Source organism: Acinetobacter sp. Ac_5812 (assembly GCF_013072695.1).
GTDB lineage: Bacteria > Pseudomonadota > Gammaproteobacteria > Pseudomonadales > Moraxellaceae > Acinetobacter.
Genome location: NZ_LXUK01000005.1, coordinates 202,652 through 223,009, shown reverse-complemented (window position 1 = coordinate 223,009; position 20,358 = coordinate 202,652). Strand labels below are relative to the sequence as shown.

Here is a 20,358-nt window from a genome sequence, read left to right as displayed (position 1 = left end):
TGTCGTTCCCTGTATTGAAATACTTAGGCTTTAACGCTTTCTAATAACTGTGCGATCTCATGCAAAGGCAAACCCACGACATTGCTATAACTGCCTCGAATTTGTGGAATATATTGTGCTGCAATTCCCTGTATCGCATAAGCACCTGCTTTACCAATCGGTTCGCCCGTTGCCCAATATTTTTCCATTTCCGCATGGCTGAGTTGCTGTAACTCAACTTGCGTTCTCACCACACGACTCAAAATCTGAGCAGAACTTGCGACACAAATTCCGGAATAGACATCATGCCATTGCCCAGAAAGCATCGACCAGATGGAAAAAGCGTGTTGCTTTGACTCTGGCTTACCAATGATCTGCCCAGCAAAACTTAAACTGGTATCTGCCGCAATCACAATTGCGTCAGTATATTTATTTAAAACGACTTGTGCCTTCTCGCGCGCCAAGCGTTCAACATAATGCTCAACAGTCTCACCCTCATGCACCGCCTCATCGACATCTGGACGATAGATTTCAAAGTCCAAACCCAACTGCTGTAGTAGCTCCTGCCGACGAGGCGAGCTTGATGCGAGAATTATATGCGCCATTTATGTAAGCAATAATAAACCAATGGCCATGCCAGTACACTTGTCACAACAGGTTGCCAATGGCGCGCAATCGAAAAATGTGTACCTGCAATGGTCTGGCTAATCCACAAAAAAGTAATATGTGCAACAATCGCAATCACCGCAATCACCCACGAATTCCCAAAAGTGAGAATACGACGCTCACGAATTAAATAGCGAATACCAAAACTGATCACAACAAAACTGAGTGCATTTAAACCGAACGGTGCATCGAGTAGCAGGTCTGCAAAAAGGCCCATGCCAAAAGCAAACCAGACACCACACCAAACAGGCTGATAGAGAATCCAGAACAGCATAATCATTAGCATGATGGATGGTCGCCAACCCGAGGCCTCATAGGCCATCGGATAAACCATCAATACAGAACCAATCACGATGGAGAGAATAATCATCCATAGCGGATCTTTGCGTTTATCATAATTGAGCTTAGCGATCGGCATACGGTTGCTCCTGCGCTAAGGATTCAGAGAAGAGCACCACAACATGATGACCACTGGCAAGTTGAGCCGCTGGCGTGACATCAATTTCAGCAAACTCACCTGAAGTATGACGACTGACTTTAGACACAGTCCCCACTAAATAACCTGCTGGGAAATGTTCGCCTAAGCCCGAACTAAAGACTTTGTCCCCAACCTGAATATTGGCACTGGTTGGTACATATTCCATTTTGAGTTGCCCCAAATCGCCTGTACCCGAAATAATCGCACGCATTCCGGTACGCTCTAAACGCACAGACAATGAATGCTCTTTATCAGACAGCAACATGATACGGGCACTATGTGGATAGACATTAATGATCTGCCCCATAATCCCCTTATCGTCTAGAACAGTTTGTCCCGCACTTAAATGATCTACTGAACCACGGTTAATGATAATAATATGACGTAATGGATCAGCATCAGTCCCAATCACTTCCGCTATCTGCATACGACCATCAATAATCAATGGCGTATCCAAAAGCCCTCTTAAACGGTTATTTTCCGCAGAGAGTTCTGAAAGTTTTTGGAGGCGGACTTGTGCTTGTAGCAGTTCAGCTTGCATTGCGGTGTTTTCACGTCGCAATTGCGCTTCAGATTTGGTTTGTTGGTTAAGCCATTCTCGCGACAGTACAGGATAGCTTGCCAGCGCATAAATTGGATTATACGCGGCGTACAAGACATCCCTTGCAGGTTGAATTACATAAGGCATGCGCCAATCAAAGAAAAGCACCACCAAACATGTAATCACCGCAATGACAAATGAGCGAAAAGATGGCGGTTGTCTTGAAAAAAGATTCGGTTGCACCGCCTAGTCCTTATGATTTAACCAACGAAAAGCATGTCGTGGTTTGGATTGTCAAAGAACTCTAATACTTTACCGCCGCCACGAGTGACACAAGTTAAAGGATCATCTGCAACAATCACAGGTAAACCTGTTTCTTGCGCAAGTAATTTATCCAGGTTACGCAATAATGCACCGCCACCTGTCAACACAATACCACGCTCTGCAATATCCGAAGACAATTCAGGTGGTGTTTGCTCAAGTGCAGATTTTACAGCGCTTACAATGCTTTGTAACGGATCAGAAATTGCCTGCGTGATTTCATCAGAAGTCACGGTAATCGCGCGAGGTACACCCTCTGCCAAGTTACGACCACGAACTTCAATCTCGAGGGTCTTGCCGTCAGCAACAGCCATACCCACTTCTTTTTTAATGACTTCGGCTGTTGTTTCCCCGATCACACAACCGTGTGCTTTACGCACATAATTGATGATTTGCTCATCAAATACATCACCACCGATACGTAATGAATCAGCGTAGACACAACCTTGTAATGAAATAATTGCGATTTCAGTGGTACCACCACCAACATCGACCACCATCGAACCACATGCTTGCTCAACTGGCATACCTGCGCCAATCGCAGCAGCCATTGGCTCTTCGATTAAACGTACATCACGCGCACCTGCATTAAATACAGCTTCACGAATCGCACGACGCTCAACCAGTGTTGATTTGCAAGGTACGCAGACAACGACACGCGGTGCTGGCGGGAATAACCGCTTTTCATGCACTTTGCCGATAAACTGATTCAACATGGTCTCAGTGACTTCAAAATCAGCAATCACACCGTCTTTCATCGGACGAATTGCTGAAATATTCGCTGGTGTACGGCCTAACATTTGTTTAGCATCAATACCTACAGCGGCAACAATTTTTTGTGAACCACTATGGCGAATTGCCACAACAGTTGGTTCATTTAATATAATGCCACGGCCTGGTGCATAAATAAGTGTATTTGCAGTACCTAAATCAATGGCTAAATCCGGCGAAAACAAGCCAATTAGTCGTTTTAGAATCACGGGGGCGTTCTCAATTAAACTTTGTGTGAATACAAGGTGGCAACTTTAACTAAATGTGATGATTTGAACAAGTCAATCGCTTATTATAACGCACGATATTTTGAAATTTTTTAATACTGAATTAGGTAAAGTTATGTCTACATCATCAGATGCTCAGCAGACAACAGACTTAAATGCGCAAACGGTATCGCAAATTGCACACCTTGCCCGTTTATCTCTTAATGACACGCAATCTGCTGAATATGCTCAAAGTTTAAATAAAATCCTTGGCATGATGGAAAGCTTGAAAGGCATTAATACCGATGATGTTGAGCCTTTAAAGAGCCCATTTGACAACCCGCAACCTCTACGCACTGACGTTGTGACTGAAAGCAACCATCGTGATGAATATCAAGCGGTCGCGCCTGCTACAGAAGCAGGTTTATACCTCGTACCTCGCGTAATTGAATAAGATTTATTCGATTAGTCAATATTTTATATTTAGAATGTAAAGAAATTTTTCATATGACAGATTTACATCGCTTATCAATCCGTGAACTCTCTGAAGGCTTAAAACAAGCCCAATTTTCATCACGCGAATTGACTGAACATTATTTAAAGCGTATTGCCCAAATTGACCCGAAAGTAAAAAGTTATGTGACGGTCACCGCAGAACAGGCTCTTGCTGAAGCAAATGCGGCCGATGCTGCACTGAAAGCAGGCAATGCACACGCGCTGGCAGGTATTCCACTTGCCCACAAAGATATTTTTTGTACCCAAGGCATTAAAACCACTGCCGGTTCAAAAATGCTGGATAACTTCATTTCACCTTATGATGCAACTGTGGTTGCAAAAGCTAAAGCTGCAGGTCTTGTAACTTTAGGTAAGGTGAACATGGATGAGTTCGCCATGGGTTCAACCTCTGAAAACTCTTATGTCGGTGCAACGTCGAATCCTTGGGCACTGGATCATGTTCCAGGTGGTTCATCAGGTGGTTCAGCAGCAGCTGTCGCGGCTGATCTCGCGCCAATCGCAACAGGTACCGATACAGGTGGCTCAATTCGTCAACCTGCTTCATTCTGCGGCTTAACCGGCTTAAAACCGACTTATGGTCGTGTATCTCGCTTCGGCATGATTGCCTATGCATCATCACTGGATCAGGGCGGTCCAATGGCACGTTCTGCGGAAGACTGTGCTTACTTGATGAATGTGATCGCTGGTCATGATGCCAAAGACTCCACTTCAATCAACAAAGCAGTGGACGATTACGTTGCTAACCTAAACGGTACGGCAGTGAAAGGCCTACGCATTGGTATTCCAAAGCAATACTTCAATGTGGCTGGTTTAGACGCAGATGTAAAAGCACGCGTTGAAGAGTCGTTGAAAAAGTTAGAGGAAATGGGCGCGATCTTGGTTGAGATTGATCTCAACATGACTGAAGCCTATGTACCAACTTACTACTTGATTGCACCTGCGGAAGCTTCTTCAAACCTGTCACGTTTTGACGGCGTACGTTATGGCTACCGTTGTGAAAATCCTGTGGACTTAATGGACTTGTACAAGCGTTCACGTTCAGAAGGTTTTGGTGCTGAAGTACAACGTCGTATCTTGATCGGAACTTACGCTCTTTCCGCGGGTTACTACGATGCCTACTATGTCAAAGCACAAAAAGTACGTCGTTTGATTCAGCAAGATTTCCTCAAAGCATTTGAAAATGTTGACGTGATTGCTGCGCCATCTGCACCAACTACAGCCTACAAAATCGGTGCAAACCTCAGCCCGACTGAAATGTATTTAGGCGATATCTATACCCTTGCAGTGAACTTGGCAGGTCTACCAGCCATTAACGCACCTGTTGGTTTTGATAAAGACAGCTTGCCTGTCGGCTTACAGTTGATTGGTAACTATTGGTCAGAATCACAATTGTTGTCGATTGTGCATCAATATCAACAAAATACAGACTGGCATACCAAACGTGCGGCAATTGCTGAGGAGAATGCATAATGACTGAAGCTCAAAAGTTAAAGTTAATTGACGGTTGGGAAGTCGTTATCGGGATCGAGATCCACACGCAGTTGGCAACCAAGTCTAAAATCTTCTCAGGTTCATCGACTGAATTTGGTCAAGACCCAAATACACAAGCCAGTCTTGTTGATTTAGCAATGCCGGGCGTGTTGCCAGTATTGAATGCTGAAGTGGTTGATCTTGCGATTCGCTTCGGTTTGGGGATTGATGCATATATCGACCAAGCCTCTGTGTTTGCGCGTAAGAACTATTTCTACCCAGATTCGCCAAAAGGCTACCAGATCAGCCAGATGGACAATCCGATTGTGGGCTTGGGTCATATCGACATTCAGCTTGAAGATGGCACTGTGAAGCGTATTGGCGTGACCCGTGCCCATCTTGAAGAAGATGCAGGTAAATCGATCCATGACCAATTCGAAGGTATGTCGGGTATCGACTTAAACCGTGCGGGCACACCATTGCTTGAAATCGTATCTGAGCCAGATATGCGTTCAGTTGAAGAAGCGGTTGCCTATATCAAATCGATTCACACGCTCGTGCGTTGGTTAGGTATTTCTGACGGTAACATGGCAGAAGGTTCATTCCGTGCCGACTGTAACGTATCGCTGCGTCGTCCAGGTCAGCCTTTTGGTACGCGTTGCGAGTTGAAAAACCTCAACTCATTCCGTTTCATTGAGCAAGCGATCAATGTTGAAATTGAACGCCAAATGGAAATCTTGGAATACGGCGGCACGATCGATCAGGAAACTCGTTTGTTCGATCCGAACAAGATGGAAACCCGTTCAATGCGTTCGAAAGAAGAAGCGAACGACTATCGCTACTTCCCAGATCCAGATTTATTGCCAGTAATCATTGCCGACGAGCAGATCGAAGCGGCACGTGCTGCCCTTCCAGAACTGCCTAAAGCGCGCCGTGCACGCTTTATCGCTGACTTTGCTGTGACTGAGTACGATGCACACGTATTGACGCTGTCACGTGAAATAGCGGAGTTCTACGAAGCGGTTGTGGCTGCTGCGGGCGGTGCGAAGCAAGGTAAAGTCTCTGCAAACTGGGTAATGGGTGAATTCTCAGGCGCTTTAAACAAAGCGGGTCTAGAATTGGCGGACTCTCCTGTTTCTGCTGAGCAATTGGGCGGCATGATCGCGCGTATTGTCGACAATACTATTAACGGTAAAATTGCAAAACAAGTGTTTGGCTTTATGTGGGAAGCAGAAGGAAAATCTGCGGATGACATTATTGCTGAGAAAGGTTTGAAGCAAGAAACCGATACAGGTGCGATTGAAGCAATTATCAAAGAAGTGCTTGCAGCCAATGAAAAAATGGTTGAAGAGTACAAGTCTGGTAAGGAAAAAGCCTTTAACGGTCTGGTTGGTCAAGTTATGAAAGCTGCAAAAGGTAAAGCTAACCCAGCTCAAGTGAATGAATTAATGAAGAAATTGATTGGTTAAACTCATCTAATTTCAAAAGAAAACCCGCTTTAGAGCGGGTTTTCTTATTAGAACTCTTTTAAAATTGGAACATACATAAAAGCCTCATTATTTCCTTCAACATCCATTGCTGAAACCAAATAGTCTTTATGAATAGGATTTACTAATTGTTCCTTTTGAATGGCATATCTAATTTCGCACAGTTCAAACTCTTCTTCTTTTAATTTAGATAACAATCGAGTGCTCAGGTATTCACCTTGAATATTTGTATTACGCCAATATTCATTTATATTAGGTCTATCACGAACATAATACTCATCAGAAAAAATAATATAAGTAGGCTTCAAAACACTGACCAAAACACCTAAATTCCTCCAAAAAATATACTTACCAACTTGATTTTCTAGCAAATAAGGTAAATATTTTATACAATTAAAATTTGCATCAAAAAAAAGAGCAACTGGAAGAATTGACCCATCACACCGAAAATTTAATAATGCCATATCTGAGTATAATTCTAATAATTCTTTTGTGGAGTTAATAGACTTTGAACGCAATTTTATATCTAAAAATTGGGATTTTAGCTCTTTGCTTAATTTTCCTCCTTGGCATGGTCTCTCTTCAAGAAAATTAGAGGAATCTATTCCACTATCTAGCTCGTATACCTTTTGCTTCAATGAAAGGGATTTAAATGTATTTAACTCAATATATTCAAATGTATAAGCAACATTAAACTCTGAAATCACTTCATCTGGAGTCTTTAATTTGAAACTCTGTTCTAACTTTTTATTTAAATCCATACAACATTCATAAAGGCGAGAATATACATATTGCATTGCAGATACTAAGTCATGACTTTGAAGCTTAGGATCTTGCCAACTTCTACCTATCCAAACTGCCGCATCTTTATAATTATTTAAATACTTCTTAGCCCATGCTATTAACTTTTTAACCCCAAAAAACACCAACTCCTCTTGATCAATATCCAAACTTATATCTTGTTGAGATAAATATCCTATCGCCAATTTTATTTCAATTTTTGAATACATTGGAATATCTGACTGTTTTTCTATGATATTTCTAGTATCCACAGACCACTTCATTATTGAATCTGATCTCCACTTATTTTGATAGCATTGATACCAACCATCGAAATCAAATTGTTTCTGTAATTCACTTTTTTCTTTTTGGATTAAAAAAGTTACAGTTCGAGCTGTTTGCATGAAATTATTAAAATTTATGCGAAAAAGATCAGGCTCTAGATAATTATCAGTTGCATTACTTAAATGTATTGAACAATCCCGCAATCTTTTGTTCCAATTCCCCATATAAACCGCCTTAACAATACTTAATAGATTTTTTAAAATTAAAATTATTGCAAAAATTTAAATTGTATTAAATCCCCTTCCATTAAAATAAAAATAAGAAATTGAATACTTAAAATCTGAAAAAATCGTAAACTATTATTTTTTAAATGAATTGCAATCCTCTCCTCTAGGGAGAGGTATTTAAAAGCAATACTTCTTTCTTTTACCTCACCACACCCAACTTATTCCAGATATCAGGTGTTAAAAAAGTCGTGACCAATTTATTTAAATCAATATAACGCAAGGTGCCTTGCAACTGCTGTCTAACCGCTGGATCTTTGACAATATCCTGCCCTGCGCTCTGACCTAACTGCTGAAAAGCCTGTCCAACGGCTTGAATTCCTTCAGCCTGAATCACTGCTTTGGTTTGTGTCGAACACTGCTCCACAATCACACGCTGTAACACCTGCGCCAACTTCTGATCCAACTGGGTTTTCTGCTCAGGTGTGACATTACTAAAAGACTTTAAATCTGGATGTGCTGCTAAAGCCGTGAAAGTCCATTGCAAAACCGTGGTTTTATCTGCTGCTGTGGTCGCTTTCACCAAACAATCACTCAATTGATCGACTGTTGGCCCTGCCATTGCCACTTGGGTTGTACCCAACACAGCCGCAGCCATCAACACAGAACGACTCAAATGAGAAAATTTACGGCGGGCAGAAGTATAAACACGAGACATAAGCACAGTTCCAAATTGCAATCTTTCTCTTTGTACCATGCTCCGAAGAGATCATCTGTTATGACGCTGTAAATTGCGTAAGCCCAAGCGCTCAAAGCTTTGGCAAAATGTAAAAACCATGAAGATGGTAAATCACTCAACCTGCACCTTCATAATCCCACTCTGCTGGAATATTCGGTTGCTCAGGTGCTTTATTTAAATCAATATTCAGGTTACGACTGCCCTTAAATGATTTCTCTCCCGAATCTGATGCAGGTGATACATCCAAACTGTAGCGGTAACGGAATTGCCAAAGCATCGGCTTGATCGGACGAATATCTAGGCTCAAACTATCTTCATCATGGCACTTGCCCTTAGAGTTTTCATAATCCTGTTCTGAGAAACAGGCCCGAATCATACGGCTAAAATTAAAAGGATAGTTTTCAATAAAGCGATGTGTCTTGCCTGAATCCTTTAACTCATAAAAGCTGGCACGTTCAATTCCTGCCCCACCACCCGAATACATTTCTGAAAAGCTATCAATCAGCGCAACCGCATAACGGTTTTGATCCATTGGAAACAGTTTAGGGTAAATATATTGTTTTGATCGTGCCATTTCCTCGGCAGGCGCTAATGGAATCTGCCATTGCTTCAATAATTTAAAGCCAGAATTCGAATGACTAAACTGGGCAATATTGCCCTCAGACAATAACCATAAGGTTTGATCTGGCGTTTTCAAACTCTGTAATTGTGTAAGCTGCTGACATAGCTCTTTGACTTGTTCACAGAGTTGCGTCTGTTCCGTTGCACTCAGTTGCCCCTTTTTAAAGTCTAGAATCTGTAAGGGTGCAGCAAAAACAGGTGTACTGAAATAGGCGGATACACCTATTAAAATCATTCCACATAAACCCATCTTATGTTTAAGCATTGTGTTTCCTTAGGCTATTTTTATCTTTACCGTATTACTTAACAATCGCTTCAATCTGATCAAGCTCCCACACCCCACCCGCAGCAAGACCTCGACACATCCCAGTCCAGCGATCTAGCGTATGTACAAACTTCTGCCCATCCCAGACCCATTCATCACTCGACCAACAATCACCAATACCACGCCCTTTCTGGGAACTGCTGAGAATCCCGTTATAAAACTCAGAGGAATGTTCCGTCACAAAAGTGGCTTTATTCGCAAGTGACTCATCCAATACCCATGCACCATAACCTTCGTTATATGCACCTCGCCAACATAGCGTAGCTGCCAAAACTTTTTTATTGCTTAGTTTATAGAGATCAATCGCTTGGGGCGCTGTTTGCTTACCGTCATAAGCCCCTTCACAGAATCCTTCTTTTTTAGGCACTGGCTGATTCGCCATCAAGTTTTGATAGAGTGCAGCATAGCGTTTGTCGGTTGGTCGTAATGTCAGATAAGGCTTACTCGAAGTTTTAATTTGTTTAACCGTGAATTTGGGTTGAGCTGCTAACACATTCGACTCATCCGCTTTACCTTTTTTAATCAAAGCACCCACTGTACCCACGCGCTTTTGAAAATCATCCATTTTCAGCAATACGGCTGTCAGACCTGTGTCTGATATTTTCCAATTTAAATTGGCATTTTTAAAAATGATTTCGGTCTTTTTCTTGGATTGTTGTAATAAGGCATTAGCTTGATTTGTAGAGAGTTGCCCCATCAATGGGAACTCTGTTCCATCAACGGACACCTGTCCAAAGTCTTTGCCATTTACATAAAAATGAATATTTTTAAGTTTTGCTGCTGGCATAGACGGTTGTTCAAAACGCGACAAGGCAAATTCGACTTTTACAGGCTGCCGTGCACCTGCCTGACGGGTCAATAACAATGAGGCAGGTTCATCGTCACTATATTGATTGTAATAACCTGCAGCTCGACAAGTGCCTGTATTGCTACAGTAAATTTCCCAATCTTCATGCGAGAATGAAATGCCTTTGATCTCTTGGGCAAAGGTACTAGAACTCAGGGCAACAAGGTAACAGGCTGAAAGGATCTTTTTCATAAGACTTATGCTCTAGGCCGTCTAAATTTAATACTATTATTTTAATCATTATGAATACTGACATGATTACTTATACTATATACGTTTTAACGCTACAGATTAAGCAACTTTACCAAAAAACAAATAAACACAAACAACTGTTTTTAAATAAATTTTAATTATTTTTCTTTGAAAAGAATTCAACCACCAATGCAATAGGAGTTGTAATATAGAGCAACATTCTAAGCATCATATACCCAATCAAAAGGAAAACATCACTCACAATGAAATTAGCATCCTCTCTATTGAGTTGAATAAATAATATAGAGACTAGAACGCTAGAGAAAATGATAGCAATAAATGCTCTAAGAGAATAATTTTTAATAAATTTAGTAAAAAAGAAAAATAGATTCGCAATAAAAATAACTGATAAAGTAAAAGCTAAAACATGGTCTACAATAATATGCCTATGAAAATAATCATAAGAATAAGCAAAACCGATGATCAGTTGTAAATTGAGTAATCCCCACCCTAGATAGCTTGGCTTCATCATGGTTTATTTCTCAATATTTTTATGGGATTAGAGATTTTATCAAGTTCCTTTTTCAACTTAGACGGTAAGAAAATATCAGGTGGTAAGTTCTTAAATACACCTATCCCTGTGATTGCATTGGAGGTACGTCTAGAACAGCTCAAAACGCCACTGCGACCCTCTTCATTTAAAATTCTGTATTCAATCTTTAGGAACTCATCTTTAGAAAGATAATATGACTACTACCTTACATGAAGTGTTAACGAAAAAGGTAAGCTCTAACTTAGTTTAAATTACTTTTCGAGTAGTCCCAAAAGCGTTTGAGCCTTATAAACTCCAATAAATTTACATTGTCCATCTCCCTCTGAATGGCATCTTTCCATGACTTTTTTCTGCGATTTCCCAGCTGAATCGGCTACATCATAAAAAAGATTCCTATTCACATCTATAGCAAGTGCCATCACCTTAGGAGCCCTAAAAGCACCAAAAGATTCACAACCTCCATTTCCGCCATTCTCACATGCTTTCATCGCAGCACCTTGCGCGGTTGCAGATGTTCTCCGCCAAGCAGATGACCACACCTGTTGCTTCGCATCTGTAACAACAGCTCCCCAATAACCTGATGGACCTCCTTCCGATAAACCATCATCATAATTACCATTACAAGGCCCTGCTTGTGCAGCCCCGTCACAAGCATAAACGCCTGGTGCAATTTCAGGCCCATTATTTGCAGATGCCTGCCCATTTATCAACAATAATGGTACTGGTGCGAATAATAATAAAAGTGGTACAAATATCTGTCCTATTAACTTTAAATAACTTACTTTTAAATTCTTATAAAAATTTAAATAACTCATTGACTCCTCCTCCCCACACTTAAAATAACTTCTACAAGCATAGTTACTCGCCCACTTTTGATTTAGCTAAAACAGGACGACCTCTAGCAGCCCTGTTTTATATATTCAATTTTTTCTATTGATTATTGGCTAGTATGAAAACTTTCTACATATCCTTTACTGTCAAACTTAACCCATAAAGACGCCCCATTGCTGCTACCACCTGTACCTGTAGCAGTATTTACCGCATCAATTTTAGCAGACTGAACCATTGCACCCACTTCTCCCGATCCACCGTTTGGGATTGCCTGCATCAAGCGATTTTTAAGAATACTCATGCCTGTATTAACAGTTTGAGAGGAAGAAGAAGCAAAAGCGCCAAGCGGAGAATTTGATGCTCCAGAATTGAAATACCAAGATTCAGTCTTATCCGAAGCAATAGACTTACTTTTAGGTTCGCCATACATCGCAACCACTTCCGCTTTAGTGGTCTTACCTTTAATTAAATGAGATTGTAGATAAGTTGATTGATATTTTTCACCTGATGTACCGCCTGGCATAGACGCACAGGCTGTCATTCCAAATACAACCGCTATTAAGATCGCTTTAAATGTTAAATTTGTATTCATAACCATTTCTTCTAATTAGCTTGGGTCATGAACTATTTTATTTTGTTTCTTTATCACCACGTTAATTATTAATCTTATTAACACAAATTATTAATCAATATTTAATAATATAAGTAAAATGTGAACTATAAGTTGAAATGTATTCTATATCGAAAATTTTTCACTCTAACTCACTACAACTAAGCTTGAACTGCATTGTTAATACTCTCTATAAATCACCTTGCCAAATGCACTCACCTCAAACAATATATTAATTTGAACTCAACCCAAAATGCACATTAAAAATGAAAACATCACTCACTATTTCTGCTGTTTTATTCACATTATCAGCCACTTCAATTCATGCAGAGGTCAGCACCTTTAAGCCGATCTTTCCCAAATTTTCAAATACAGTGCAAGAGCGAAAGGTCGAAAATCAAATTTATGCCTTAGGTGAAGTGTCCTTTGCCAACGATGTTCGTGTTCCCTTTTATGGGGTCACTGCACTGAATCCTGCCGATGAAGGCCTATTAAAAGACTTTAAAAGCTGTACTGCAAAAAGCTGCCATTTTGACTTTAAGCTAGATACACATCAGGCCAAGCAACTTAAATTAGTTGCACTACCTGAAATTGGTGCCGTACTTGTGCCTAAAGATTGGCACGATGTGGAGGCACATGCGGGCGCAAATGGTACGGGTTCAGCCCTGCTGATGAGCCCAAATCAAAAACAGGCCATAGAATTATACGATTCATCCTTCTGTGTCGGTTGTGGTATGCCCAATGCCACGCTTTACTTTCCCAACCTGTTAAAAGAGAGTATTCAAAATGAGTTTGGCGGCTATAAAGACCCACAAAAATTGGTGACAGTGGTCCATCCATCTAAACAAGTGGCTTTCTTTAGCTATCAGATTCCGAACTTCAACAATAAAACCCATGGCGTGGCGAAATACCATGACGAGGACACCTTCAATTTTAGAGAAATCATCGTAACGCTGGATAAATCACAACAGCACTTGCTTGGACCAATTTTAAACTTCTATCACTTTAGCCATTGAGCCGTTTCAAACCGCTTGACTGGCTTTGAGTAGATTTAAAAAATGCTCTACCCGAACACTATTGCCTTTGGCACGACAAATCGCATAAATCGGGGCGATACACGGCTTTTTCGCTTCTAGCGCTTTATACACAATCTGCTTATTCCAGAAGTCTTGAATCGACGCGGGGACAATTGACAATCCAATCCCCGCCGCAATCAGATTCAGGCTCGAAGTTAAACGTGGAGCCTCCTGCACAATGTTGGGGTTAAAGCCTGCCTGATAGCAATTTGCCAGAATATTATCAAACAGGTCTTGCCCCGCAATACGGCGATACAATACAAATTCATACGGCTCTAGATCGAGTAAACGGATTGATCCCTCTTGTTCAACCAAAGGATGATTACTCGGTAAAGCCACAATCAAGGGCTCATCCAGTACATGAATGCTTTGAACTGCGGCATGAATCGGCGCAGGTTTGCGTAGAAAAACGATATCCAGTTTTTCATTGATCACTGCATCGGTTAAGGCGGTACTGCTGTCTTCTTCCAAATGAATGGCGACAGCAGGAAACTGCTCCCTGAATTGACGTAATAAGGCAGGTAAAAAAGGATGCAAGCCTGCGGAGTTGGTAAAGCCAATATTGATCTGCCCCTCCAAGCCTTGGGCAATGTTTTTGACCCGTTTCGGAATCGACTGAGCATGCGCCAAAATGGTAATCGCTTCCTGATATAAAGCCTTACCTGCTTCGGTGACTTCCACACCTCGAGGCAGACGTTTGAGCAAAGCGGTATCCAGCTCCTCTTCCAGACTTTTAATCAATCGGGTCAGTGGCGGCTGTTGCATATGCAGTCTAACCGCTGCTTTAGAAATATTGCTTTCTTCCACCACAGCAACGAATGCATTGAGTTTATGAATATCAATCATACATACTCTGAAAGTATAGATAACGGCAAAAATAGCATTTGTGAATATACCACAAATCTTTCATGCTATAGCTCACAAGGTTGAACAGAAAGGTAATCCAATGAAAGCCCAAGCCCTATCAATAGCGAGTGAACCACTAGCGACTGCTCCTGATTGTAAGGCACTTTTTACGGGATTTATGAAATTGGGACTGATGGGTTTTGGTGGCGTTTTGCCACTGGCACATCGCATTATCGTTGAAGAACATAAATGGATTGATGCTGGCAAATTTACCGACTTACTGGGTGTCTGCCAGTTATTGCCAGGCGGTAACATCATCAATATGGCCGTTGCCATTGGCATGGAATTCCAAGGCGTGAAAGGTGCGATCAGTTCAGTGCTCGGCTTAATCTCTGCCCCGACAGCAATTGTGCTGATCATCTATCAGGTCTATGAGCATTTTCAATACCTCCCCGCTGTCAAACACATGATTCAAGGTTTGGCCGCTGCTGCCGCAGGCTTGCTGTTTGCAACAGGATTTAAGATGCTCAAGCCAATTTTAAAAAGCTATCTGACCGTTTTTACCATCGGCCTAACCTTTGTATTTATGATCTGGATCAAGCTGCCCTTGGCCCTGACTTTAGCGATTTTATTGGCCATTAATATGCTGGTTTTAGGAGTGAAAAAATCATGATTTTGCTGACACTTATAATGGTATTCACTCAGCTCTCATTACTGGCTTTTGGTGGAGGTAATGCCATCTTGCCTGAAATGCAGCACCAAGTGGTGACCGTGCATCAATGGATGAGCGCAGAACAATTTAGTTCGCTGTTTGCCATGGCACAGGCTGCGCCCGGTCCGAATATGATGATTGTACCTTTGGTCGGTTGGCATGTCGCAGGTCCAGCAGGTTTATTAGTCACTTCGTTGGCGAAGTTTGGCCCCTCTTCCATCATTACCATTTATGCGCTGAAATTCTGGGAACGCTTTAAAGCCAATCCGTTACGCGCGCGTTTTGAAAAAGCGCTAAAACCGATTACTGTGGGCTTAGTTCTGGTCAGTGCATGGTTGATTGCCGATGCTTCTGCACAGAACCTGCTTTTGGTCGTCATCGTAATTGTGACCGCGATTCTCGGTATGTTTAAAAAGATTCATCCTCTTTGGGTCATGGCCGCAGGCGCAGGACTTGGAATCGCCTTCCTTTAAACAGGCAATAAAAAACCTGCTTGATGCAGGTTTTTTATTGAATCTCGAATTACCAAATACTGACCCGTTTTTCAGGCGCCAAATACATTTTATCTCCTGCTTTGATCTTGAAAGCATCATAGAACGGCGCTTGATTGACTAAAGCACCATTGGCACGCACTTTATCGGGTGCATGTGGATCTGTTTTTAAATACACAATTGCTTGTGCTTGACGGGTTTTGGCACGCCAAACTTGCGCCCAGCCCATATAGAAACGCTGCTCACCCGTACGCCCCTCGATCACAGGCGCAGGTTTGCCTGCTAACGAAATTTGATACGCTTTATAAGCAATCGATAGACCCGAGTTATCAGCAATATTTTCACCCAAGGTCAGTTCACCATTGACGTGATAGCCAGCGATTGGTTCATAGGCATTGTATTGGGCAATCAAGGCCTGTGTTTTGGCTTTAAATTTCTGATGATCTTGCTTGGTCCACCAGTTGCGCATATTGCCCAATTCATCAAACTGGCTGCCCTGATCATCAAAACCATGACTGATCTCATGCCCGATCACACTGCCAATCCCGCCATAGTTCACCGCATCATCCGCATCGATATTAAAGAACGGTGGTTGCAAAATTGCAGCAGGAAAGACAATTTCATTCGATGACGGATTGTAATAGGCATTCACGGTTTGAGGGGTCATAAACCATTCATCACGATCCACAGGCTTACCGAGCTTATCTAAATCATCTTGATGCTCAAATTCTCTGGCACGAATCACATTGCCAATCAAATCACCGTCTTTAATCTCAAGTGCTGAATAATCACGCCATTTGTTTGGATAACCGACTTTAATCGACAAACTGGCCAATTTCTTTTTAGCCTGCACTTTAGTTTCAGGACTCATCCAGTCCAGTTGGCTAATGCTTTGATCATAAGCCTGAATTAGGTTCTGAACCAAGGCATCCATACGCTGCTTTTTATCCGCAGAAAAATGTTTCTCCACATAGATTTTTCCAAGCCCATCGCCCAGTACCGCATTTACGGTTTGTACACCACGCTTCCAACGCACTTCTTGTTCAGCAACATCTCTTAAGGTTTTGCCGTAAAATTCAAAGCTCTCATCGACCAAAGCTTTGTTTAAGAAGGGTGAAAAATTACTGATCAAGTTCCATTTAAAATAAGCTTTCCACACATTTAAAGGGGTGTTATTGATGACAGGATCAAGCGCTTTAAAATAGCTTAATTGATGCACCTGAATGGTCTGGATTTTATCTGTGACGCCAACCGTATTGAGGTAACGATCCCAATCAAAGTTACGGCTTAACTTATTCAAATCTTTGAGTCGGTAAATATTGTAACGCTTGGATAAATCACGATTCTGCACATTGCTCCACTGGATCTTGGCTAAATCCGTTTCCAACTTGAGAATGTCTTTTGCGTGCTGTGCCGCTTGCTGATCACCTGACAGTTGTAACATGCGTTCAATATGCTTGAGATATTTGGCACGCGTTTCCACAAACTTCTGATCATCTTTTAGATAATAATCCCGATCTGGTAAACCCAATCGACGCTGTGCTAGACCTGCAATCATCACATCGGAGCGTTTCATATCTTGATCAATACTGATATCAAACGGCGTTCTAACCCCGATACGTGAGAAATGCCCCATTAATTGAGCAAGGTCTTGTTTATTTTGAATCGCATCCACACCTGCCAATTCTTGCCTTAACGGTGTGATGCCCTGCGCTTCAATTGTTTTTTCATCCATAAAGCTGGCATATAGGCTGGAAACTTTTTGCTCTACTGTTCCTGTTGCCGATTTTTTTGTACTCAGCGCTTCAACAATAGTATGCAACTGATTGGTCGATAGCTCATGTAATTCGTTGAATGCACCCCAACGTGATTTATCTGCGGGAATCTCAGTGTCTTTCAACCATGTGCCATTCACATAGTTATAAAAGTCATCATTGGCAGACACGCTTTGGTCGATATACTGTTGGTCTATGCCTGAAACTTTTTGCATTGAAGAAGATTGAATTGCTTGGTCAGCCCATACACTTGCACTAAAGGTAGTCAGTGCAAGCGCCAATGCACTTTTGAGCAATATAGGTTTCATGATTTATCCTATTGATTTAGGTTCTAAGCTATACAAGAGAGAAATGAAAGATCATTAATTTTATCAAGCGACTATAGTGAAGTACTTTGATCAAATAAAGTTATTTTCGTTGCAATATATATTCACTTTTCACATAAAAACCACAAATGAGTTAAAACCTTTGGCAATAAAAAAGCCTTAGCATCGAGCTAAGGCTTTTTTTATTGACTAACTAAACGATTAATCCAAAGTTTTTTCAAAAGCTTTAAGACGCTTATAAATGGATAATAATTCAATAATCGTTGGCCATGATGTAATCAGGTATTGAAAGGACTTTCTCACTTGTTGGAATACATTCAGAATTTGCATCATGATTCCTAAAGTAACAGCACCCGCTGCAATTGAAGGCGCAAGTATAAAAATCCCATATAAATTATCTAATTGTAGGTACCAAATACGTACTAAATTAAAATAGGTATAATGAAAGTACAGTTTAAAATAATTCAAACGAACCTTACTAAAAAGCTCTTTTAGAGTCAAAGGATCGGCTCGATTTGCATGATCTTCTCCATAAACTAACTCTTTACGATATGCAGCCTCAACTTTTTGATTATTAAACTCTAAACCAGGAAGCTTATATCCAACCAACATCAAAACAACTGTCCCGAAGATCGCCCAACCTAAAGCAGCAATCATTAACGCATGGGGAATTTCTCCAACGACTGGCAAAACCTTTACATGAACTGAGAGTTGCAACAAGATTGGCAAAAAGGCAATCAGTGTCATGATTGCTTCAATAAAACTGACTCCTAAACTTTCTGAAGTTTTTGCAAAACGCATCGTGTCTTCTTGTACACGTTGTGAAGCACCTTCAATATGACGGAGTCTATCCCAGAACTGGGTATAGTATTCATTCATCGCTGTACGCCAGCGGAATATATAATGACTGACAAAAAATAAATTCAGGACCGCGATGGTGACATAGACCATAGCAATAAAGATAAAAGTCAGCATCTCAGTATAAAGTAGATTAAGTTCTCCCCCTCCACTAGATACCATTTTCTGAATTAGATTATAAAAAGGTTGATACCAAGCATTGATCACGACATCAACCTGAACACTGAACCAGATATTAAATAAGATAAATGCTGAGCCCCAAATCGACCAAGCTTGCCATTTATTGTCTGAGCATATCCGCCAAAAAACAGCAAATAATGCTGTTGCGATAAAAAACCAGATATAAAACCAAAGAAACGAAGGTGCCCAGAAGCGACTGACATCGATCGGTAGTTCCGCATCAGCATAGCTTTTGGCAAAACCAAGATATTCGCCCCAACTATGCCCACCGGTGTACCACAGCAACATATTGAGGGATAACCATACGATGACGGAAATAAAAAACAAACGTGGGTTGGGAAAGAAAGACTTAAACATCTGTTTAACAATCCTTGTTATGTAGCGACTCATTTGGCTAGGTCATCCTATGACCTGAAACTTAAAACTGTCTGATAAAAAAGTTTGATGATTTGTAGTTATTTACCTGTTTTTATCTCTTTTTAATAGCTTTTTGTAGATGATTTACAATTTGTTTTTGTTTGAATATAAGTTTAGTAAATGGACTCAAGTACTTAAGTCCATTACAAGGTCCATAAAATAAAGGCTTAGCGTGGCGCTGAGGTACTCATTTTTAAGGCAATATCCTGTTGCTCACTTTGCGTTGGAAAGCTTTTGCTTTGAATTGCCCATTGAATTTCGGCGAGTTTTTCATTGGCAGCATCTACACCTGCCTGCATGGTCATCTCACGACCTTTGACATCAAAAATATGCGCTTTCTCACGTAGGTCAGGCTGAATCACGATATCGGCCTCTTTCAGCTCTTCTTCGGCCAAGCGCCCTTGCATGATATTGATATTTTGATTGAACAAGCCCCAGACATTGCTGGTTTCGGTATGAATCGGTTGTGCCAAGATATCCACGGCGATAACGACATCCGCACCGAGTTCACGTGCGACCTGTACGGGTACTGGGCTGACCAAACCACCATCGACATACTCAACATCATGAATTTTGGTCGGGACAAACATACTTGGAATGGATGCTGAAGCCCGTACCGCCTGCCCTGTATTGCCATAATTAAATACGGTTCTTGTGCCATCTTTTAATTCGGTCGCTACGACATACATAGGGATTTTCAGTTTTTCTAATGGCATGTTATGTACTTGCTCATTGATATAGTCTTCCACTTTTTTGCCATCAAAAAAGCCCTTTAGACTCACATTGACTTCGCGCACATCATTGGCTTTGAGCTTTAATGCAATATCACGTAATTCGGCAGGACTTTTACCACTGGCATAGATTGAACCGACAATACTGCCAGCACTGGTGCCCACAATAAAATCTGGACGAATACCTTGCTGCTCTAAGACTTCAATCACGCCAATATGGGCATAACCACGCGCGCCGCCACTGCCCAACACCAATGCAATCACAGGCCGTTTGTGCTGTTGTTTTATGGTATTAAAGGGTTGGCTTACAGCTTGAGCTTGGGCATCTTCAATAACAGGTTTCAAATGTGATGTGCTTTGGCAACCGGCCAAAACTGCCATTGAAAGACCAAGCGCCAATAATCTAAGCTGTTTCATACGCAACAATTGCCATCTTTACGATATTTCTTGACTAAATTTTAGCGTTTGCCAAGCCTAAATGCTGTATCAATTTTTTGTATTTTT

Annotated in this window: 21 protein-coding genes; 6 read left to right on the top strand and 15 right to left on the bottom strand. The window is 41.3% G+C overall.

Annotation, left to right across the window (positions count from 1 at the left end; translation table 11 throughout):
* Nucleotides 1–23 precede the first annotated feature (23 nt).
* The 4 genes from A7P55_RS04500 to A7P55_RS04485 are packed head-to-tail and all read right to left on the bottom strand — an operon-like array spanning nucleotide 24 to nucleotide 2,965.
* A complete protein-coding gene (locus tag A7P55_RS04500; RefSeq protein ID WP_005206018.1) occupies nucleotides 24–584 on the bottom strand; it encodes a Maf-like protein in 561 nt (186 codons plus the stop codon).
* The gene (mreD, locus tag A7P55_RS04495; RefSeq protein ID WP_171551243.1) at nucleotides 572–1,063 is read right to left on the bottom strand and encodes a rod shape-determining protein MreD; all 492 of its coding nucleotides are present in this window, start codon (nucleotides 1,061–1,063) and stop codon (nucleotides 572–574) included. The genes A7P55_RS04500 and mreD overlap by 13 nt, the downstream gene beginning before the upstream one ends.
* A complete protein-coding gene (mreC, locus tag A7P55_RS04490) occupies nucleotides 1,050–1,907 on the bottom strand; it encodes a rod shape-determining protein MreC (RefSeq protein ID WP_004802987.1) in 858 nt (285 codons plus the stop codon). The genes mreD and mreC overlap by 14 nt, the downstream gene beginning before the upstream one ends.
* 17 nt (nucleotides 1,908–1,924) lie before the next feature.
* Nucleotides 1,925–2,965, bottom strand: a complete 1,041-nt coding sequence (locus A7P55_RS04485; RefSeq protein WP_004652309.1) for a rod shape-determining protein — start codon at nucleotides 2,963–2,965, stop codon at nucleotides 1,925–1,927.
* 133 nt (nucleotides 2,966–3,098) lie between these two features.
* On the opposite strand from A7P55_RS04485, the gene gatC reads away from it, so the two are divergent.
* Genes gatC through gatB form a run of 3 tightly spaced genes read left to right on the top strand, consistent with a single transcriptional unit; the run spans nucleotide 3,099 to nucleotide 6,417 of the window.
* A complete protein-coding gene (gatC, locus tag A7P55_RS04480) occupies nucleotides 3,099–3,416 on the top strand; it encodes an Asp-tRNA(Asn)/Glu-tRNA(Gln) amidotransferase subunit GatC (protein ID WP_171551242.1) in 318 nt (105 codons plus the stop codon).
* 53 nt (nucleotides 3,417–3,469) lie between these two features.
* Nucleotides 3,470–4,948: an Asp-tRNA(Asn)/Glu-tRNA(Gln) amidotransferase subunit GatA gene (gene gatA, locus A7P55_RS04475; protein ID WP_171551241.1), complete on the top strand. Its 1,479-nt coding sequence runs from the start codon at nucleotides 3,470–3,472 to the stop codon at nucleotides 4,946–4,948.
* Complete coding sequence (gene gatB, locus A7P55_RS04470) at nucleotides 4,948–6,417, top strand: Asp-tRNA(Asn)/Glu-tRNA(Gln) amidotransferase subunit GatB (RefSeq protein WP_171551240.1); 1,470 nt, start codon at nucleotides 4,948–4,950, stop codon at nucleotides 6,415–6,417. Before gatA ends, gatB begins: the two co-directional genes overlap by 1 nt.
* Nucleotides 6,418–6,464: 47 nt before the next feature.
* On the opposite strand, the gene A7P55_RS04465 is transcribed toward gatB, so the two are convergent.
* The 7 genes from A7P55_RS04465 to A7P55_RS04435 all read right to left on the bottom strand — a co-directional run bounded on the left by A7P55_RS04465 (nucleotide 6,465) and on the right by A7P55_RS04435 (nucleotide 12,424).
* Nucleotides 6,465–7,724 carry a hypothetical protein gene (locus A7P55_RS04465; protein ID WP_171551239.1) on the bottom strand — a complete coding sequence of 420 codons (1,260 nt, stop codon included), beginning with the start codon at nucleotides 7,722–7,724 and terminating at the stop codon, nucleotides 6,465–6,467.
* A 202-nt stretch (nucleotides 7,725–7,926) separates the two neighbouring features.
* On the bottom strand, nucleotides 7,927–8,442 hold the full coding sequence (locus A7P55_RS04460; protein WP_216077966.1) for a hypothetical protein: 516 nt from the start codon (nucleotides 8,440–8,442) through the stop codon (nucleotides 7,927–7,929).
* Nucleotides 8,443–8,578: 136 nt separating this feature from the next.
* Nucleotides 8,579–9,349, bottom strand: a complete 771-nt coding sequence (locus tag A7P55_RS04455) for a hypothetical protein (RefSeq protein WP_171551238.1) — start codon at nucleotides 9,347–9,349, stop codon at nucleotides 8,579–8,581.
* A gap of 34 nt (nucleotides 9,350–9,383) precedes the next feature.
* Nucleotides 9,384–10,448, bottom strand: a complete 1,065-nt coding sequence (locus A7P55_RS04450; protein WP_171551237.1) for a DUF1176 domain-containing protein — start codon at nucleotides 10,446–10,448, stop codon at nucleotides 9,384–9,386.
* Between the two features lie 154 nt (nucleotides 10,449–10,602).
* Entirely contained in the window at nucleotides 10,603–10,980 is a 378-nt protein-coding gene (locus A7P55_RS04445) for a hypothetical protein (protein ID WP_171551236.1), read from the bottom strand.
* Nucleotides 10,981–11,252: 272 nt separating this feature from the next.
* Nucleotides 11,253–11,816 (bottom strand): DUF4189 domain-containing protein, encoded by a 564-nt coding sequence (locus A7P55_RS04440; protein WP_171551235.1) that lies wholly within the window; start codon nucleotides 11,814–11,816, stop codon nucleotides 11,253–11,255.
* Nucleotides 11,817–11,938: 122 nt separating this feature from the next.
* A complete protein-coding gene (locus A7P55_RS04435) occupies nucleotides 11,939–12,424 on the bottom strand; it encodes a hypothetical protein (RefSeq protein ID WP_171551234.1) in 486 nt (161 codons plus the stop codon).
* Nucleotides 12,425–12,708: 284 nt separating this feature from the next.
* Here A7P55_RS04435 and A7P55_RS04430 point away from each other — a divergent pair, with 284 nt between their 5' ends.
* Nucleotides 12,709–13,458: a DUF4850 domain-containing protein gene (locus tag A7P55_RS04430; protein ID WP_171551233.1), complete on the top strand. Its 750-nt coding sequence runs from the start codon at nucleotides 12,709–12,711 to the stop codon at nucleotides 13,456–13,458.
* A gap of 6 nt (nucleotides 13,459–13,464) precedes the next feature.
* Here the strand turns inward: A7P55_RS04430 and A7P55_RS04425 are convergent, their stop codons facing one another.
* Nucleotides 13,465–14,364, bottom strand: coding sequence for a LysR family transcriptional regulator (locus A7P55_RS04425; RefSeq protein WP_171551232.1), 900 nt, complete (start codon nucleotides 14,362–14,364; stop codon nucleotides 13,465–13,467).
* 100 nt (nucleotides 14,365–14,464) lie between these two features.
* Here A7P55_RS04425 and A7P55_RS04420 point away from each other — a divergent pair, with 100 nt between their 5' ends.
* Entirely contained in the window at nucleotides 14,465–15,037 is a 573-nt protein-coding gene (locus tag A7P55_RS04420) for a chromate transporter (protein ID WP_171551231.1), read from the top strand.
* Nucleotides 15,034–15,549, top strand: coding sequence for a chromate transporter (locus tag A7P55_RS04415; RefSeq protein ID WP_171551230.1), 516 nt, complete (start codon nucleotides 15,034–15,036; stop codon nucleotides 15,547–15,549). The genes A7P55_RS04420 and A7P55_RS04415 overlap by 4 nt, the downstream gene beginning before the upstream one ends.
* Before the next feature lie 49 nt (nucleotides 15,550–15,598).
* Here the strand turns inward: A7P55_RS04415 and A7P55_RS04410 are convergent, their stop codons facing one another.
* The 3 genes from A7P55_RS04410 to A7P55_RS04400 all read right to left on the bottom strand — a co-directional run bounded on the left by A7P55_RS04410 (nucleotide 15,599) and on the right by A7P55_RS04400 (nucleotide 20,271).
* Complete coding sequence (locus A7P55_RS04410) at nucleotides 15,599–17,650, bottom strand: M13 family metallopeptidase (RefSeq protein ID WP_171551229.1); 2,052 nt, start codon at nucleotides 17,648–17,650, stop codon at nucleotides 15,599–15,601.
* A 219-nt stretch (nucleotides 17,651–17,869) separates the two neighbouring features.
* Nucleotides 17,870–19,063, bottom strand: a complete 1,194-nt coding sequence (gene sbmA / locus A7P55_RS04405) for a peptide antibiotic transporter SbmA (RefSeq protein ID WP_171551228.1) — start codon at nucleotides 19,061–19,063, stop codon at nucleotides 17,870–17,872.
* Between the two features lie 227 nt (nucleotides 19,064–19,290).
* On the bottom strand, nucleotides 19,291–20,271 hold the full coding sequence (locus tag A7P55_RS04400; RefSeq protein ID WP_171551227.1) for a patatin-like phospholipase family protein: 981 nt from the start codon (nucleotides 20,269–20,271) through the stop codon (nucleotides 19,291–19,293).
* Nucleotides 20,272–20,358 lie beyond the last annotated feature (87 nt).